We start from the raw sequence: 14,089 nt of genomic DNA on the forward strand, positions 1-14,089 counted from the left end.
TATACCGATTCAAGCATGATGTCAATAGAGCACGGAAATAATTTTACAGTACAAAAAGCCGCACATGGCATCTCATACCATGTACGGCAATCATAATGAAGTCCTACTGCTGAATCTCGCCATTAAACAACAGGACATCCTCTAATATTTAGGTAGGTTCAAAATACACTTTGACGCGTTCCCCTTGGTCGACGATGTCGTTCACGCTGAGCGACTGTCTGACCGCGGCGCCTGTGCCCTCGCTCTCAAAGGAGAGTCCGCGCTGCTGCGCCAGCCGTGCCGCCTCGCGGATCGAAAGCCCCGTAAAGTCGGGGACAATCGCCTTTCCTTCGGGCGGCGCGGCGGCGGATTCGAGCCGCTGTTCCTCCGCGGCGTTGCGCGCGGTTTTTTGCTCCTGCGCAGGCTCGGTGAAGGGGTTGCTCGACGGCTCGACGTGTGCGTAGCGCAGGAGCTGTGTAAAGATGCGCGAGGCGACAGGCGCCGCGATCTGCCCGCCGTAGAAGTTGCCGCCGCGCGGGTCGTCGATCATGACGAGCACCGTAAAGATGGGATCCTCGACGGGGGCAAAGCCGCAGAAGGACGCGATGTAGCGCCCTTCCATATAACCGCCGGCGTCGAGACGGATCTTCTGCGCCGTGCCGGTCTTGCCCGCGATGCGGTAGCCCTTCACCGCCGCCTTGGCGCCGCCGCCCGTGGCGACAACCTGTTCAAGGAGACCGATGAGAGTGCGGTCAACCGTGTGCTGGAGTGTGGTGCGAATCTCCTGCGGCTGGCGTTCTTCGTAAATAGAGCCGTCCGGGTTGCGGATCTCACGTACGATGTACGGGCGCATGAGTGTGCCGCCGTTCGCGATGGCGGACATGGCGGTCACGAGCTGGAGCGGCGTCACGGCAATGCTCTGCCCGATGGCGGTCGTCGCGATGTCAGAGTCGAGCATCGATTCGGGCTTGAAGAGGATGCCTTCCTCCTCGCCCGGCAGGTCGATGCCCGTCGCCTCGCCAAATCCGAAGAGACGCGTGTAATGCATGAGCCGCTGCGCGCCGAGCGAGAGTCCGACCTGCGCGAATCCCGTATTGAGCGAATTCTTCACGATGTCGGTGAAGGTCACCGCGCCGTAGCTCTCGTTGTTCCAGTTCTGGATACGCTTCCCTGAAACCATGACGTAGCCGGGATCCATGAACACCTGATAGGGCGTCACGATGCCCTCTTCGAGCGCGGCGCCCGCAACGATCGCCTTAAACGTCGAGCCCGGCTCGTAGATGAAAGAAACGGCGCGGTTCTTCCAGCTCTCAGGCGGATAGTCCCAAAATTTATTGGGGTTGTACGAGGGGCGCGACGCCATCGCGAGCACCTCGCCCGTCTTTGGATTCATGACGACGGCGGTGATGGATGCGGGATTGTTCTCCGCCATGGCGCGGTCGAGTTCCTGTTCGACCATGAACTGAATCGTACTGTCGAGCGTCAATACCGCGGTTTTGCAGTAGTCGCCGCGGTAAGTGCGGCGGCTGAAAAAGATGGAGTCAAAGATGGGACGCCGCTGTCCGTCGACGGTGAGACGTTCCTCGCGCACCTCCCCCTTGAGCAGGGGATCAAGCGCCTGCTCAACGCCGTCAAGCCCCTTGTCGTCGATGCCGACGAAGCCAAGCACGTTCGCGGCGAGTGCGTCGTTCGGATAGTATCGCTTTGCTTCATTCTGAAAGCCGAGACAGTCGCTGTATCCTTTGGCGCGGATGACGGCGCGCACCGCTTCATACTCGTCGTGTTCAAGGCGTCGCTTGACCCACACGAATCCGCCGCCGACGGCGATGTCGTCGAGGATGTTCTGCTCCGTAAGTCCGATGAGCGGCGCGATATCGGCGGCAATTTCCTCCGGTTTGTGCTCGTCGTAGACGTGGTTGGGGTCGATGAAGAGAGACTTTGTCATGCTGCTGACGGCGAGTTCTTTTCCGTTCCGGTCGAGGATCGCGCCGCGCAGCGACTGGATACGGAACTCATAGCCGCTCTGATCGCGCATCCGCTGTGCGAGCTCATCCCCCTGCGCGATTTGCAGGTAGGCGTATCGCCCCGTCAGGACGACGAGGATCACAAACATCAATATCGCCACACATCCAATGCGGCGCTGCACAAGCCCCCGAAGATTTTTCATACGCTCTTTGCCGCCCCCATACACAGTATTCCTTCGCTATCATAGCATAAAAAGAGAGAAAAAGAAAACTGCCGCAGCACACTGCGTGCACTGCGGCAGTTTTTCCTATAAAAGCACCGAAGTCAGTGATGTTCCTTTTCCGCCTGTGCGATCTCCTCGCGCGTGACAGCGCCCTCAGCAATGAGTTCTTCGACCCATGCGCCGTGATGATGCGCGGCGTACGACGCCTTGATGGTGCCGCTCGTCATGCCGTGCAGGGAGTCGGGGTTGACGCCTGCGGCGAGGTAGATGTGCCCGAGGGCTGCCGCAAAGCAGACAGCCGCGGCGATGCTGTGCACGGGAATCGCATACGCGGTGATCGTTGCCGGCAGGATGCTGTCGCCCATCCAAAGAATGACGCCCGTCACGGCGATGACGACGGAGAGCGCGAGCTGGAGGGCGATGTTCATCTTCTCGCCGCCGTTGTAGAAGCCCTGCGGCGGCATGTGGGGATCCTTTCCCATCAGCTCGATTGGGAACTTCTGCATGAACTCCATGTCCTTCTTGCCAAAGCGGAACACTTCTTTGATCATGGTCATGTAGCCCTCGCGCGCCATGAAGAACCCGATGATCGGGGTCATGATGAACACGACGCCGAACACACGGTGCGCGTACATGAGTGTCTTATCGCCGAAAATGTGATACATGAAGCGGAAGCTGTCCGAGTAGAGCGGCAATGCCGTCAGGAACAGCATGAAGAATGCAAACGCGTTCATCCAGTGACAGACGGCGAATGCCATCTTATGGCGCGGCACATATTCTTTGTTGATCAACATGCTGCTCACCCCTTCTCCTGCTCTTTTGCCTGCGCTTTTGCACGCGACTTGACGATCTTGCTGAGCACGATGGCGCCCGCGATGCCGGCGGCGGCGCCGCCGATGGCGAGCTTCGTGAACGCGCGTCCCGCTTTCCAAAGATCGATGGAAAGCGGCGTGACGGGGTTCTCCGGCAGGCCGAATACGGCAGGCTTCTCGGGCAGCACATAGATCATATGCGTTCCGCCGACGCCCTCGGGGCTGTAGATGTTCGCGTCGGGATGCTTCTCTTGAATCATCGCAAGGCGTTCCACCGCGAGCTGTTTCATCTCCTCGATGGTACCGAATTCGAGCGCGTGCGACGTGCAGGTCTTCGCGCACGAGGGCTTAAGAATCTCACCTGTCGTCTCATAGCCGTGCGCGATGCGGTCGTAACAAAGATCGCATTTCGTCGATTTATGCCGCACCTCGTCGATTTTTGGAATATGCCACGGACAGTTGTGTTCGCAGTAATGGCACCCGATGCATTTGTCCTCGTTGATGACGACGGTGCCGTTCGGATTGCGGTCGATGGCGTTCGCGGGGCAGCCCGCGGCGCAGGCGGGATTGCCGCAATGGAAGCAATTTTTCTTGAAGAAATCCCAGTGGAATTTCCCCTTGTCGTCCACGCGCTCTTTCATCTGGATGAGCGTGTAGACGCGCGAGCTGAGATCTTTATGCGATTGGTACTGCCCCTCGAACGGGGTGTCCATATCCGGCGGCAGGTCGTGCCATTGTTTACACGCGACCATGCAGCCGCGACACGCGGTACAACGCGACATGTCATGCAGCATTGCGATTTCCTGTGTCATGATGTTCGCTCCTCTCCTTCTCTATATGGAATCGAATCCTCTATTCTAATATTGGGTTCCCCTTTTTATGAAGGCCTTTTTCCTCGGCGAGGAGGTCGAGATGTACGCTCGCCCAGTCCTGCCGATAGATATAGTCGTCGTCGCCGCCCTCGGCGGGACCGTGGTGCGTCTTGATGTAGCTGTCGCACGCGTCGCAGATGTCGAGCCGTATGCGGTCGTCGTTCTCGGGCTCAAGCGTGCGCATCTTCTCGAGATCCGCATTGCCGCAGTAAACGCAGCCGACGCGTGCGTAGAGCCATTGGGTTCCGCAGCCACCGCAAATGAGGTGGCGCGCCCTGCCGTCACGGAATTTATGCAGATCCGCGAGTACCGGCCGACGGCCGCATACGGGGCAGTAGTTCTGCCGGAACTGCGGCCTGTCCGGATCCGCATCCCATGCCTCCGGCTCTTTGAGCGCAGGCGGTACAAGTGCGGCGATGATGCGCCACGTCGTACTGCGGACGAACCCCTCGTTGAGGTTGTGCCGTGCGCACAGTGCCGCGAATGCGGGGGCGTCCTGCAATAGAACTGCGGTGATGAATTCTTCCTTTGCCGTCTTTCGCAGCGGTTTCAGCACGGCGAGGTATGCGCGCGCCGATTCCCGCATGAGGGGCGGCACGTCCGCCCGCGCGATGCGGTCGTATACTTCCTCCTGGATCATATAGACCGCGCGCACCATACGGCGGCGATAGGTCTCCTGCTGGAGAATCGGCAGCTTCTCCGCGAGGGTCTTAGCCACCGCGCGCGCGGGGAGCTGTATCGGCTCCGGCGCGCCGACTGCGGCATCGACCGTGCGGTAAACACGTTCTGTTTCCTTGAGGAAGGGATATTTTTTTAGGAAACGTTTCATCGGATCTGTTTTCTTAGCTTTCATACAAAGGGTCTCCTCGTCCTGTCGGACGTTTGTTCTCCATCCTTTGACCGTTGCCGCGGTCGGAAAGCTATATCCTTTCGACGTTGGCGAGGCAGGCCTTAAACTCCTGCTCCTGCACGTTCGGATCGAGCGCGTCGATCGTCAGATAGTTGCCGGAGGGGCCTGTCGACAGTCCCTTGAACCCCCAGTTGTAGGGGAGCCAAATCATATGCGTCTCTTTGCCGTTGACCATGAGCGGTCGGGCGCGCTTGGTGACCATTGCCTTGACCTCGATGCTCGCGCGTGTCGTGCTGACGCGGACGCGGTCACCGCCGCGAACGCCGAGCTTCGCGGCGAGTTTATCTGAGATCTCGACGAACGGCTCTTTGACCAGCTCGTTGAGATAGGGGATATTGCGCGTGATCGTGCCGGAACACCAGTGCTCGGTGAGACTCGATGTGCAGAGCACGTACGGATACTCGTCGGGCGTTCCGATCTTTTGCAGTTCGGGCACGCGCGGATAGATGACGCAGGGGTTGAATTGTGTGCGCTGTCCTTCGTTCATCATGTTCTTCGTCGGGCTCTCAACCGGTTCGTAAAACTCAGGCAGAGGACCGTCAACGGGAACGTAGGAGTGATCGCGCGTCTCGCCGTTCTCAACGTCGCTGTACTCAGCGGCAAAGAGGCGGGCGATGCCCTCGCCGTTCATGCGGAACGGCTTCTGTCCGCCCGGGGTGTTCGGTCCCTGCGTGCGGTCGCCGACATCGGGGACATCGTAGCCGTCCCACATGCCCTTTTTCTCGTCCCACCAGACGAGTTTCTGCCCCGGCCGCACCGGTTTGCCGTTCTCGTCACAGGAGGCTCGGTTATACAGCATGTGAATGTTGTCCGGCCAGACCCAGGCGAAGTTCGGATAGATGCCCATGCCGCCCTCGTCCTCCTGCCCGCGGCGCCGCGCCATATGGACGCCGTCGCCGTAGACACCGGTGAAGATCCACATGCCCGCCATCGTCGTGCCGTCGTCGCGGATCTCTCGAATGCCGCGCAGGAGATGGCCGTCCTTTAGATCGTAGCCGTTGCATTCCTTCATGACGTTTTCGACGTAGGTCTGTCCGTCCTCGGGGTCGCCGTAGTTCCACGTCATCATTTTGATCACGTTGTCTTTCGGATCGGTCGAATCCTTGTAGAGTTCGACGATGCGTTTCCACAGTTTGTCGCAGATCCAGTAATCGGGACGCGAATCGTTCACGAGGTCGGGACCTTTCATGCGCCATTGGATCATGCGCATGGAGTTCGTCATCGTGCCGCAGCGCTCGAGATAGGAGCCCGCCGGCAGGAAGATGACCTCGGTGTTGATGTCCGCAGGATTATCGCCCGGACGCTCCCAGAACGCCGCCGTCTCGTTGACGAAGACGTCCTGCACGATGAGCGTGTCGATGCCCTTGAGCCCCTTGTTGACGATGGTGAGGTTCGCATTCGTCATCTGCGGGTTCTGTCCGCAGACGTAGATCGTCTTGACCTTTCCCTCCATCGCCTTCTCGAACATGACGTACATGGAATCGTTATGCGTGCCGTTGCGGATCGGGAGCGCGTTGAACATATAGTCGTTCGCCGCCGTCGCCGCGTCGCCGAACCACGCTTTGAGGAGGTTCTTGAGAAATTTCGCGCGGAACGTGCCATTGTGGTGCGTCCACTTCGCGAGCGTATCGTCCGTGTGCGTCGGGTACGAAAGGTACGCGGGATAATACTGGAACATGATGCCGTAATCGGTCGAGGATTGTACGTTCGGCTGCCCGCGCATCGCGTCGATGCCGCCGCCCGAGACGCCGATGTTGCCCATGAGGAGCTGGATGATGGTGAAGCAGCGCAGATTCTCCACACCGACCGTGTGCTGCGTCATGCCAAGCGCATACATCATAACCGTCGGCGTAATGGTGGAGAACAGCTCCGCGGCTTTCTTAATATCCGCCTCGGGCATCCCCGTGATCGCCGCCGCCTTTTCGAACGTATAGCGTTGGAAATGTTCTGCGAGACGATCCATGACGGTGTTCTTTGCCGCCATGCTGCTCGCCTTCATTGGCTTGCCGTTCGCATCCAGTTGGTAGCCCCAAGTCTCTTTGTTATAAGTCCGTGTTTTTTCGTCGTAGCCGGAGAAAATACCGGCGTCAAATTCGTAATCGTCGCGCAGAAGGCAGAAGGCGTTCGTGTTCCGCCGCAGATAATCGGCATCGTATTTTTTGTTCTGGATGATGTAGTTGATGATAGCGCCGAGGAAGACGATATCCGTCCCCGGACGGAGCTGGAAGAAGTGATCGGCAACGCGGGATGTGCGTGTATAGCGGACGTCGACATGGACGACGATGGCGCCGTTGTCGCGCGCCTCCATAACGTTCTTCATCGCCATTGGATGGCACTCCGCCATATTCGATCCTTCGATCCAAATCATCTTGGCGTGCTTTAAGTTATACCACGAGCCGGTCATCGCGCCGCGGCCAAACGCGGCGTTCAGCGCGGGCGGCGTGGTCGCGTGGCAAACGCGCGTCTGATTGTCGATATAGACGACGCCGAGTGCGCGCGCCATCTTGATGAGCTGATAGCACTCCTCGTTGTTGACCTGCGAGCCGCCGATGAAGGCGATGGCGTCCGTGCGGTTGCTCATGAACTTATAGCCGTTCGCTTCGTCTTGACCGACCCAGTGCTCGTCACGCGCCTTCTTCAGCGCGCGTGCCGCGCGGTCGATGGCCTCCTCCCAGCTAATCTCCACCCACCGGTCGCTGCCGGGCGCGCGGTACATCGGGCTCTTCGGCCGCTCCGCCGAGTTTGGGATGTGTCCGTAACCAAGCCCCTTCGGGCATAGTCCTCCGCGGTTCACCGGATGATCCGGCGCCCCCTCGAGATTGATGAGTTTCCCCTCTTTGACGTAGCCGAGCGTACCGCAGCCGCAGCCGCAGAAGTGACAGACGGAGGTAAATTCGCGTCCCCCCGACAGCTTATACGTCTGTGCAGCCGCTTTCACAGGGGCAACGTCGAGTCCGAGACTCGCCAGAGCCAGCCCGACGCCGCTTAGCCCGGTGGCTTTTAAAAAGTCACGTCTGCTAAGGTTCATCGTGATTCTCCTTTCTCATCGGCGGATGTGCCGCCGATAGGCTCCCCTAAACCTGAATGAATCTATCTATGAAATCGGGGCTTGCCCGTTTCCATCAAAGTCAGTCGAGCACGATGCGCTCCGGGTTCGCATATACACAGAACGAACCGGGCGCCATGCGCGCTGCAAGTGTGATGCCGAGTTTTTTCGCAATCGAGAGCGAGAGCGTCGTCGGGACGGATTTTGCCGCGACCGTCGAGATGCCCATGCGCCCGAGCTTCAACATCATCTCGGACGAGCACCGCCCGCTGAAGATGATGATTTTATCCGAAATCTCCACATGATGACGCAGCGACCAGCCGTAGAGTTTGTCAAAGACATTGTGCCTGCCGATGTCCTCACGGAAGACAAGTATTTTCTCGTTCTTTTGATCATAGATGACGCCGCTGTGGACGCCGTTCGTTGTGTCGTGGGTTTTGGACAGCTCCGAGAGGAGCGTGTCCGCCGTCTTTAGGATGTCGCGCGCGCGAAAATGCACATCACGCGGACGCTCGAAGATTTCCTCCGGGCGCAGTTTTAATATCTTTCGCGCGGAGAAGTAGCGCGGATTCTTGATTGCCTCCGCCGCCCATGCCTGCGCGTCCGGCGTCGTCTCGACCGCGGCGTGCAGCCCCTCTGCGTCGACGGTGAGCGCGGTCACGTCGTCCGCCGTACGGATGCGCCCCACCTGTGCGAGCATCCCGATCACGAGATCCTCATAGGCGACGGGCGAGCAGAACGCCGTCGTAAAGGGTGCGCCGTTGAGTTCAATATCGAAGAATACTTCTTCCGAGGTGTATTTATGATCGGGGACAAAGGCATTGTCCTCCGATACATAGCGAACGACCGGTACGTCGATAAATTCACTGCGCTGCAGCTCCATTGTGTCCCCTTCCCCCATATTACATCGTCAAAAACATCGCGCCGTCCGCACCGTAGAGCGCGCGTCCCACGAGGAACAGCGCAAGCCGCTCCGCCGTCTCTAGGTCGTCGAGATCCACGCGCAGAAGCGCATCCTCCGTCAGGGGCGCGGCCTCCGGCGCCTTTGAAAAAAACGCGATTGTACGCTCGTCCGTCTCCGGTGTCCCTCGCCCGCGGTAGAGTAAAAACAGCGGGGCAACGCCGCGCGTTCTGCCCTCCGTGATGCATACGTCCACGGACGCTCGATCGAGCTTCTCGGCGATGTCCGTCAAGCTGCGGCGTTCCGCCGTCTCCTGCTCAATAAAGTAGCCATTCGGCGCGCTGACAGCAACCGCCGCAGCCCCCGCCGCCGTGAATCGGTCGGTGTCCTTTCCCTTCGTATCGAGCCGGAAGCCGTGCGCGTCGCTCTTGATCACGGCGATGCGGATGCCGTGCGCGGCGAGACGCGGGATGAGCCGCTCGATAAAGGTCGTCTTGCCCGTCCCCGAGGCGGGCGCGGCGACCGAGAGCATCGGCACGGCGCGCCGCTCGTTCGCGATCCGCCCGAGTGCGAGCCGATAGGCGGCGGGCGTGTTCACGTTGAAGAACAGCCCCGCGTCGACCGTAAGCGGCACTTCCTTGACCGCGAGCTCTCTCAGAATGATGCCGAGTTTGCGGTCGCCGCGCGCGATTCCTGCGGCGAATGCCGCGCCCGCTTCCTTTCGGTAGAGCGCGGCGAGCGGCTGCCAGTATCCGAGCAGCGTGGGGAGCACGACCTGCCGCTCCCCGCGCACCTCCGGGAGGAGTGCGCGCACGAGATCAAAATCGTAAAAAGGCATATCGCCCGAGAGGACGAGCGCCCATGCTGACGAGGACGCCGCAAGCCCCGCCGCAATCGCTGCGGCAGGTCCCTGCGCGGGGCGTTCGTCAACCGCGAGCCGCGCGCCGAACCGTGCCGCAGCGGCGCGCAGCTCCTCCGTCTCCCCCTCCGCCGCGAGGATGATCTCACGGAACCCCGTCGCACGCCCCTTTCGGAGCGTCCGTGCGAGCAGGGACTCGCCCGCGAGATCGAGGAATCGCTTGTCGCGTCCCATGCGCGTGCTCCTGCCGCCTGCGGCGACAACGAGCGTGATCTCGGAGAGATTCATCGCGCACACTCGCCCGTATCGCCGCGCAGGATCTCAATGCCGTGCCGCAGCTCCGGCAAGATGAATCCAAGGCATTCGCGCACCGCCTTCTCACTGCCGGGCAGGTTGACGATGAGCGTGCGTTTGCGGATGCCCGCCGCCGCACGCGTGAGCATCGCGCGGTGCGTGATCTGCATGGAGAGCGCACGCATCGCCTCGGGGATGCCGGGCGTCTCGCGCTCGATCACGGAGCGCGTCGCCTCGGGCGTCACGTCACGCACGGAGAATCCCGTCCCGCCCGTCGTGAGGACGAGCGCGACGCCGCGATCCGACCACAGCGTGAGTTCGCGCGCGATCTCTTCCTTTTCATCCGGCACGACGCCGTGTCCCGCAACCGCGTAGCCCGCCTCTGTCAGCATCTCGCGGATGGCGGCGCCGCTCTTATCCTCGCGTTCGCCGCGCGATCCCTTGTCGCTCGCCGTGAGCACCGCCGCATCGAGCGGAATCTTCTCCGTCGTAAGCTCCAGCTCGTCGCCGACCGTCACCCAGCCGCCGTGCAGGACGCGTGCAAAGACGCCCTCGCGCGGCATGATGCAGTCGCCGACCTGATGATAGATCTGGCAGTGGCTATGGCACTCCTTGCCGATCTGCGTGATCTCAAGGAATACGTCGCCCACGCGCAGGCGCGTCCCGATCGGCAATTCCTTGAACCGGAATCCCTCGGCGACGAGGTTTTCCCCGAATGCGCCGAAGTCCACATCCGCCCCGCGCGCACGGAAATCGTCGATCTCGCCAAGTCCGAGGAGGCTCACCTGACGGTGCCAGTCCCCCGCGTGCGCGTCGCCGTCCATGCCGTGTTCCGTGACGAAGAACACGCGGTCGAGCGCGTGTTTCTGCGTGCCGCGCTTCTCACTGATGCACAGCGCTCGGATTTTGCCCATATTAACCTCCCACCTGATACATGGCGCGCCGATCGCGCGACGCCGTGTCGTTTTCAAAATAATGTTCTTCCGGTTTTTGCCAAACGGCGTTTCGAACCGCCGCCGCAAGCTCCGTATCCGTCGCTCCGCCGCGCAGGAGCGCGCGTGTGTCGAGCCCCGCATTGCTGTAGAGGCAGAGTTTTAGGAATCCCTCCGCCGTCAGGCGCACACGATTGCAGGTACTGCAAAATTTATGCTCCATCGCGTCGATGAAGCCGATGCTCCCCGCAAATCCCGCGGGACGCACATAGGCGGCGGGTCCCGTCGGCACGGCGTACGCGCCGTGTGCGCCGTCTCCCACGGGGAGGAGCGCGCCGAATGCGGATCTCAACCGCGCCCGCACCTCGTCCATCGGCACGCCGCGGTAGCCCGCCGTACGCGCACAGCCGATCGGCATCAGCTCGATGAAGCGGACGCTCACCGCGTGGTCGCGCGCAATCGCCGCGAGCGCGGGGATCTCGTCGTCGTTGACGCCCGCGATCGGCACGCAGTTGAGTTTCACCGTAATGCGCCGCTCCGCCGCGAGCCGTTCGAGCGATTCCATCACACTGCCGAACAGCGGACGCCGCGTAATGGAGAAGAACTTCCCCCCGTCGAGTGTGTCGAGACTGAGGTTCACCGCGTCGAGACCCGCCGCGACGAGGTCGTCCAGCATCGTGCCGAGGAGCACGCCGTTCGTCGTCACCGCGACCGTCTCGATGCCGGGAATTTCCTTTAAGCCCCGCACGAGCGTCACAATGTCGCGCCGCACAAGCGGTTCACCGCCCGTCAGGCGCACCTTGCGGATGCCGAGCGCCGCGAGCGCGCGCACGTCGCGCAGAATCTCCTCGTAGGAGAGGATGTCCTCATGCGCGAGTTTTTTCACCCCGTGCGCGGGCATACAGTAGCGGCAGCGCAGATTGCAGCAGTCCGTCACGGAGATGCGCAGATATTCAATTTTGCGTTCAAATTGATCCCGCATAATAATCCCCTGTATCTAAGCTCAAAGGAGCACGACGTCCACCGTCGTCCCGACGGCGAGCGGCGGTGTTCCCTCCGGCACGTCGACGAACGCGTCGCAGCCCGCCGCAGAGTAGAGTGTGCCCGACTCATGCTGGTCGGGCAAATAGACAAGTCCGTCGTCTCCCATGCGCGCGCGCAGAAATCTGCGCCCGAGGCATTCCTTCGGGAACGCGTCGGCGAGTTTTGCCCGCGTGCGGCGCAGCTGCACCTCGTCGCACCCCCGCATCCGCGCGAGTACGGGACGCGCGAGCAGCTCGAACGTCGCGTATGCCGCGAACGGGTTGCCCGAGAGCGCGATGCCGAGCATATCCCCGCGCGTGTAGGCGATCGCGGGCGCGCCCGGTTTCATATTGACCCGCCAAAAGATGCGCTCCGCCCCCATCGCCGGCACGACACCGTGCATGATGTCCTTCTTGCCGACGGAGACGCCCCCCGTCGTGAGGAACAGATCGATCCCCTCCGCGTGCGCCGCGATTTCGCGGGCCGCCTCCTCCACGTCGTCTGGCAGGATGCCGAGCACGACCGGATCGAGCCCGAGTTCCTTCAGCCGCGCCGCGATGAGGAAGAGATTGCTGTTGTAAATTTTCCCGGGGCGCAGTGCTTCTCCCGGCGGCAGGAGCTCGTCGCCCGTGCTCGCCACCGCCACACGCGGACGGCGATAGACCGCCGCCTCCGTATGCCCTTGGCTCGCGAGCACCGCGAGATCCGCCGCGCGGAGCGTCTGTCCCTTCCGAATAATATGCGTGCCTGCGCGCACATCCTCGCCCGCGTCGCAGTAATTCTCATGCGCGCGCAGGGGGAACGGCACGAGAATCGCGTCCCCGTCCTCCCTTACATCCTCCTGTCGGATCACGCAGTCACAGCCCGCAGGAATCGCGCCGCCCGTCATGATGCGGACAGTCTCGCCCGCACCGACCGTGCCCGCGTAGAACTCGCCCGCACACTCCTCGCCCACGACGCGCAGACGCACAGGGCGCTCCGCCGTCGCCCCCGCGACGCACGCCGCGGCAAAGGTATAGCCGTCGAGCGGCGAGCGGTCGAACGGCGGATTGGAGATCGCCGCATAGACGTCCTCCGCCGCCGTGCGTCCCGCCGCCTCCATGAGCGGCACACGCTCGGTCTGCGGTGTCTTTACATACGAGAGCAGCACCTCAACGGCGTGCTCGAGTTCCAAAAGTTCCATTGCAGCGCCTACTTTCCAAACGGACAGACGGGATAGTGACAGACCTTGCACTCCATGCACAGCCCGCCGATGCCGAGCCGGCGAATCTGACGCCGCGTCCACTCGCTCCCTGCCACAACGCGCGGCAATACGATGTCAAAGATGGTCGCGGGCGAGTACATCACGCAGCCCGGCAGTCCCATGATGGGCACCTGCCGCCCCTCTTTTTCATAATACGAGAGCATGAACATCGCGCCCGGGAGTACGGGTGCGCCGTAGGTCACGACGCGCGCCCCCGTCGCCTTGATCGCGGCGGGCGTGCGGTCGTCGGGATCGACGCTCATGCCGCCCGTGCAGAGCACCATGTCCATGCCCATGTCGAGCAGCTCCGCGATCGCCGCGCGCGTGTGCTCCGTTCCGTCGTCCGAGAGACGGTGCTCGTCCACACGCAGCCCGAACGAGCGCAGCTTACTGTCAAGCACGGGCGTAAACGTATCCTTGATGCGCCCATGGAACACCTCGGAGCCTGTCGTCACGACGCCGACTTTCATTTTTCTGTATGGCAAAAGGCGCAGCAGCGGCTCATTGCCCGCCGCAACGCGTACCTGTTCCATAATTCCTTTTTCAATCACAAGAGGGATGACGCGCATCCCTGCGAGCTTTGCCCCCGCCTTCACCGGGTAATGCTGCGCGATCGTCGCGATCATCACGTCGTCGATGTCGTTCACCGCGTCAAGACGCTCCTCGTCGAGCTCAAAAACGCCGTCGACCGTCGCCTTCAGCTCGATCTTGCCCTCTTTCGGCTCGCTCGCCGTCATGTGCTCGTTTTGACAAAGATCGCGCAGGATCGCCGCCGCATCGTTCTCGTGCAGCATCCGCTCGTTCTCTTCCCACACATAGAGATGCTCCTTGCCCAGCCGCAGGAGCACGGGAATGTCGTCCAGCCGGATCACATCTCCCTTGCGGAACCGCGCGCCCTTCGTCCTGCCGCGCACAATCTCGGTAATGTCATGGCAAAGCGTCATACCGACCGCATCCTGCACACGCACCTCACGCATAGTCTCCCCCCGTTCCGTCGGTGCCGACATCCGCGCGCCCATATTCGCACAAA

Annotated in this window: 11 protein-coding genes; all 11 read right to left on the reverse strand. The window is 61.5% G+C overall.

The features are described 5' to 3' along the window. Window positions 1-148 precede the first annotated feature (148 nt). Window positions 149-2,146: a penicillin-binding protein gene (locus K341_RS0101120; RefSeq protein ID WP_026761570.1), complete on the reverse strand. Its 1,998-nt coding sequence runs from the start codon at window positions 2,144-2,146 to the stop codon at window positions 149-151. 122 nt (window positions 2,147-2,268) lie between these two features. Beyond that, the gene (locus tag K341_RS0101125; RefSeq protein ID WP_026761571.1) at window positions 2,269-2,961 is read right to left on the reverse strand and encodes a formate dehydrogenase subunit gamma; all 693 of its coding nucleotides are present in this window, start codon (window positions 2,959-2,961) and stop codon (window positions 2,269-2,271) included. Between the two features lie 5 nt (window positions 2,962-2,966). Then, window positions 2,967-3,791: a 4Fe-4S dicluster domain-containing protein gene (locus K341_RS0101130; protein WP_009439259.1), complete on the reverse strand. Its 825-nt coding sequence runs from the start codon at window positions 3,789-3,791 to the stop codon at window positions 2,967-2,969. Window positions 3,792-3,831: 40 nt separating this feature from the next. Continuing rightward, the gene (locus tag K341_RS0101135; protein WP_026761572.1) at window positions 3,832-4,704 is read right to left on the reverse strand and encodes a formate dehydrogenase accessory protein FdhE; all 873 of its coding nucleotides are present in this window, start codon (window positions 4,702-4,704) and stop codon (window positions 3,832-3,834) included. A gap of 67 nt (window positions 4,705-4,771) precedes the next feature. Further along, complete coding sequence (gene fdnG, locus K341_RS0101140) at window positions 4,772-7,789, reverse strand: formate dehydrogenase-N subunit alpha (protein ID WP_026761573.1); 3,018 nt, start codon at window positions 7,787-7,789, stop codon at window positions 4,772-4,774. A 100-nt stretch (window positions 7,790-7,889) separates the two neighbouring features. Continuing rightward, the gene (locus K341_RS0101145; protein WP_026761574.1) at window positions 7,890-8,690 is read right to left on the reverse strand and encodes a formate dehydrogenase accessory sulfurtransferase FdhD; all 801 of its coding nucleotides are present in this window, start codon (window positions 8,688-8,690) and stop codon (window positions 7,890-7,892) included. A gap of 19 nt (window positions 8,691-8,709) precedes the next feature. Beyond that, entirely contained in the window at window positions 8,710-9,855 is a 1,146-nt protein-coding gene (gene mobB / locus K341_RS0101150; protein ID WP_026761575.1) for a molybdopterin-guanine dinucleotide biosynthesis protein B, read from the reverse strand. Then, window positions 9,852-10,775 (reverse strand): MOSC domain-containing protein, encoded by a 924-nt coding sequence (locus K341_RS0101155; RefSeq protein WP_026761576.1) that lies wholly within the window; start codon window positions 10,773-10,775, stop codon window positions 9,852-9,854. Before K341_RS0101155 ends, mobB begins: the two co-directional genes overlap by 4 nt. Window position 10,776: 1 nt before the next feature. Continuing rightward, complete coding sequence (gene moaA, locus K341_RS0101160; RefSeq protein WP_026761577.1) at window positions 10,777-11,775, reverse strand: GTP 3',8-cyclase MoaA; 999 nt, start codon at window positions 11,773-11,775, stop codon at window positions 10,777-10,779. A 21-nt stretch (window positions 11,776-11,796) separates the two neighbouring features. Further along, on the reverse strand, window positions 11,797-12,999 hold the full coding sequence (locus tag K341_RS0101165; RefSeq protein ID WP_026761578.1) for a molybdopterin molybdotransferase MoeA: 1,203 nt from the start codon (window positions 12,997-12,999) through the stop codon (window positions 11,797-11,799). Between the two features lie 8 nt (window positions 13,000-13,007). Beyond that, the gene (locus K341_RS0101170; RefSeq protein ID WP_026761579.1) at window positions 13,008-14,036 is read right to left on the reverse strand and encodes a molybdopterin-binding protein; all 1,029 of its coding nucleotides are present in this window, start codon (window positions 14,034-14,036) and stop codon (window positions 13,008-13,010) included. Window positions 14,037-14,089 lie beyond the last annotated feature (53 nt).

Source organism: Centipeda artemidis DSM 19719 (genome assembly GCF_000426665.1).
GTDB lineage: Bacteria > Bacillota > Negativicutes > Selenomonadales > Selenomonadaceae > Centipeda > Centipeda artemidis.